Raw genomic sequence first — 3739 nt, forward strand, 5'->3', positions numbered from 1 at the left:
CCCGACAAGGCGATGGTCTGGCCGCGCTTCACCGTGTCGCCGCGCTTGACATTGATCGAGCCGTTATTGGCGTAGGCGGTGACGAAGCCGTTGGGATGGCGGATCAGGACGAGATTGCCATAGCCCTTGAGTTCGCTGCCGGCATAGGCGACCACGCCGTTTTCGGCCGCCTTGACCTGGGTGCCTTCCGGCACCGCGATATTGATGCCGTCATTGCCGCCATTGCCGAAGCCCTGGATGACGCGGCCGCGCGCCGGCCAGCGGAATTCGGGATTGGCGGCGTCGCCCGAGGCGGCGGCGGAAGCGGCGGGCTGGAGGCTCGCGGTCGATTCGGCGTCGACATTGGCCTCGGCCTTGGCGACCTTGGCCGGCTCCGCCTTGGCGGCTGGCGCGGCCGCCTGAATCTGCGCCGGCTTGGCCTGGGCGACGGCGGCCGTGGCCGCCGCGACCGTCTTGGCGCCACCGTTGACGGCCTGCGTCGGCGCAGTCTTGGTGAAGGTTTGCGCCTGCGCCACCTGCGCGGCGACCGGCGACTTGGCGGCCTTGGCCTGCGCGACCTGAGCCGCTTTGGCCTCGGCGGTCTTGCGGGCGGCCTCGGCCTGCGCCATCGCGACCTTTTCCTTATCCGCCTTCAGCTTGTCGGCCTGAGCCTGCGCCAGCTTGGCGCGCTTCTCCGCGAGCCCGGTCGCAGCATCCGCCCTCGGCGCGATCAAGGTCTGGGCGGCGCGGCCGGGGACCGCCTTGGCTTGCGCGACTTCCTCGCCGACGAGCGATTTCGCGGCGAGACGCGGCGCGGCGGATTTGGCGACCACGGGAGCAGCCATGGGCGCCGCGGCGGCGGCGCGGGCGCCGGCGTGATAGACCGGAATGGTCAGCCGCGCGCCGGGCGTGACCTGGGCGCGGGAGGAATAGCCGTTAAGCTGCAGCAAAGTGTCGGTGGGCACGCCGAAACGCTGGGCGACTGTCTCGGCCGTCTCGCCCTGGGCGACGACGACCGGCGTGCCGCCTTCCGATGTCCAGCCGCCCACGGCGTTGGGAGCGGAGCGCAAAGCATAGGTCGGCTTGGGCGCAACCGTCTGGGCCACCGGGGCCGGAGCGAACGGAGCGGGCTGGGCATAGCGCGGCGCGGCGGCGGGCGGCGCCAGCGGCGCGCTGGCGATGGGCGCGGGCGGAACCGGGCGGTCCAGCGGCGCGGGGGCGGCGGGACGCGCGGCATAAGCGGGACGGGCCGCCGGCGGCGGCGACGCGGGCTGATCGCCGAACGGCCGGAAGGCCTCCTTGAAGAAGCCCGACACCTGATCGGTCGGCGAGGATTGCGCCTGCGCGACCGAACCGGTCGGCGTCCGGTCGACGCGCGGGGAGGAACTGGCGACCGGCGTCCCGAACGTATTGCCGAACTGGCCCGTCTCCGAACAACCGCCGAGCATGATCGTGGCCACGCCGATCAGGGCCACCCGGAACGTCCCTCCGGAAGTCTTAACCCTATGCTTCATAACGCATCCCACCCACGCTGGAACCAACGTGAGCATTTAAGACAATCTGAGTTAAAGGAGCGTTTAAGATGAATCGACGTTCAGGAAATCGTCGCAAGTTAGGCATTGATTAGGCTTGTTTCACCGGCTTCGGCCGCTGGAGCGCGCGCAAAAAACGTCAGTGGCGACGCGCGGTGGCGCTAAAGCGCGGCAAAGCGCCCGCGCAGCAGATCCTGCGCCCGCCAGGAGCCCAAATTCTCCTCCGTGAGCCCCTCGCCGCTCGCGCGGCTGTGCCGCACCAGCACGCAGCCTTCGCTGGGCCGCCGTCGCGGCGCGACCAGCACGCCGCCTTCTCCGAGAGCGCCGAGAATATTGGGCGGGATCTCGTCCAGCGCGCCATGGACGACCACCCGGTCGAACAGGCCGAAGGACGGCGCGATTTCGAACCCGTCGGCCCAGACCACAGCGACATTGCGGGCGCCCAGCCGCTCCAGCCGGCTCCGCGCGGCCTGCGCCAGCGTTTCGAAACAATCGACGCTGACCACCTCGCGCGCCATCAGCGACAGCGCCATGGCGGAATAGCCCGAGCCTGCGCCGATTTCGAGCACACGGCTGCCGGCGCGCGGGGCCAGCGCCGCGATAACGCGCGCCAGCGCCGAGGGCGCCTCCATGGTCTGGCCGCAGGGCAATGGCACGGCGATGTCGCGCAGGGCGAAATCGACATAGGCCGGGCCGACGAAATTCTCGCGCGGCGCGTTTTCCAGCGCCCGCAGCAGAGCGAGATCGGCGAAGCCCTGCGCGCGGAGGCGCAGCAGAAGCTGCGCCTTGGCTTCCGCCCGCGCCTGGGCGGAGACCGACATCAGCGAAGACGCGGCGGAAGGCCGCCCTGGCCCTTCGACCATTGGTCCCTCACGCGAAGGTTCCGGCGAAATGGGTCAGCGCCGGATCGTCGGTCAGATCGAGCCGGAGCGGCGTCGCGGCGATGCGGCGCTGGGCCACGGCTTCGAGGTCGGTGCCCTCGCCGGCCTTGAAGGTCGGCCGTTCGAAGGCGATCCAGTAATAGGGATTGCCGCGTCCGTCGAACCGCGCCTCGATCTTCATCAGTTCCTGCTCGCGCCGCCCCTGGCGGGCAAGCGCGACGCCCTGCACCTGTCCGGGCTCGCAAGCCGGGAAATTCAGATTCATCAACACGCCCGGCGGCAGGCCGCGCGCGACGATCTTGCGGATCAGCTCCGGCGCATGGGCTTCCGCACATTCCCAGGGCGTCCCCGCCGGCGAATAGCATTGCGACAAGGCGACCGACGGGAAGCCGAGCAAAGTGCCTTCCATCGCGCCGGCGATGGTGCCGGAATAAGTCACGTCCTCGGCGACATTCTGGCCCTTGTTGACGCCGGAGAGAATGAGGTCCGGCGGATTGTCGAGCATCAGCTTGCGCACGCCCATGATGACGCAATCGGTCGGCGTGCCCTTCACCGCATAATGACGGTCGGTAATCTTGCGCAGCCGCAGCGGGTCGGACAAGGAAAGCGAATGCGCCACGCCGGACTGGTCGGTTTCGGGAGCCACCACCATCACGTCGTCGGCCAGCGCCTTGGCGATACGCTCCAGCACTTTGAGGCCCGGCGCGTGAATGCCGTCGTCATTGGTGATGAGAATCCGCATATCCGCCCATCCGATTCTAAGCGCTCCCGCGCCTTATAGCGCGTGCGGCGGCGGGAAACAGTTTTTTCGCGCGGCGCTCACGCCGGCGAGATTCTTTCCAGCCCGCCCATATAGGGCCGCAGCGCCTCCGGCACGGTCACCGAGCCGTCCGGGTTCTGGTAATTCTCCAGCACCGCGACCAGGGCGCGACCGACCGCGACGCCGGAGCCGTTCAGCGTATGGACGAAGCGCGGGCCCTTGCCTTCCGCCGGGCGATAGCGCGCATTCATGCGGCGGGCCTGGAAATCGCCGCAGACCGAGCAGGACGAGATTTCACGATAGCGGTCCTGGCCGGGCAGCCAGACCTCGATGTCATAGGTTTTCTGCGAGGCGAAGCCCATGTCGCCGGTGCAGAGCAGGACGACGCGATAAGGCAAGCCGAGCCGCTTCAGCACTTCCTCGGCGCAGGCGGTCATGCGCTCGTGCTCGGCAAGGGATTGCTCAGGCGTGGTGATCGAGACCAGCTCGACCTTGGAGAATTGATGCTGGCGGATGATGCCGCGCGTGTCGCGCCCGGCCGCGCCCGCTTCCGCGCGGAAACAGGCGGTGCCGGCGGTCATACGCTG

The 3739-nt window shown here is 68.9% G+C and carries 4 protein-coding genes; all 4 read right to left on the reverse strand.

Annotated features, from left to right (window positions below; genetic code table 11):
- The coding region (locus ACE3S9_RS16495; RefSeq protein WP_374547567.1) for a peptidoglycan DD-metalloendopeptidase family protein at window positions 1–1493 on the reverse strand (1493 nt) is incomplete at its 3' end.
- Window positions 1494–1672: 179 nt separating this feature from the next.
- Window positions 1673–2374: a protein-L-isoaspartate O-methyltransferase gene (locus ACE3S9_RS16500; RefSeq protein ID WP_374547568.1), complete on the reverse strand. Its 702-nt coding sequence runs from the start codon at window positions 2372–2374 to the stop codon at window positions 1673–1675.
- Between the two features lie 7 nt (window positions 2375–2381).
- Window positions 2382–3134 carry a 5'/3'-nucleotidase SurE gene (gene surE, locus ACE3S9_RS16505; protein WP_374547569.1) on the reverse strand — a complete coding sequence of 251 codons (753 nt, stop codon included), beginning with the start codon at window positions 3132–3134 and terminating at the stop codon, window positions 2382–2384.
- Window positions 3135–3211: 77 nt separating this feature from the next.
- Window positions 3212–3739: aminoacyl--tRNA ligase-related protein (locus ACE3S9_RS16510; protein ID WP_374547570.1), on the reverse strand; the 528-nt coding region annotated here is incomplete at its 5' end.

Origin of the sequence: Rhodoblastus sp. (assembly GCF_041915505.1) — a bacterium.
In the GTDB taxonomy this organism is placed as follows: Bacteria; Pseudomonadota; Alphaproteobacteria; order Rhizobiales; family Beijerinckiaceae; genus Rhodoblastus.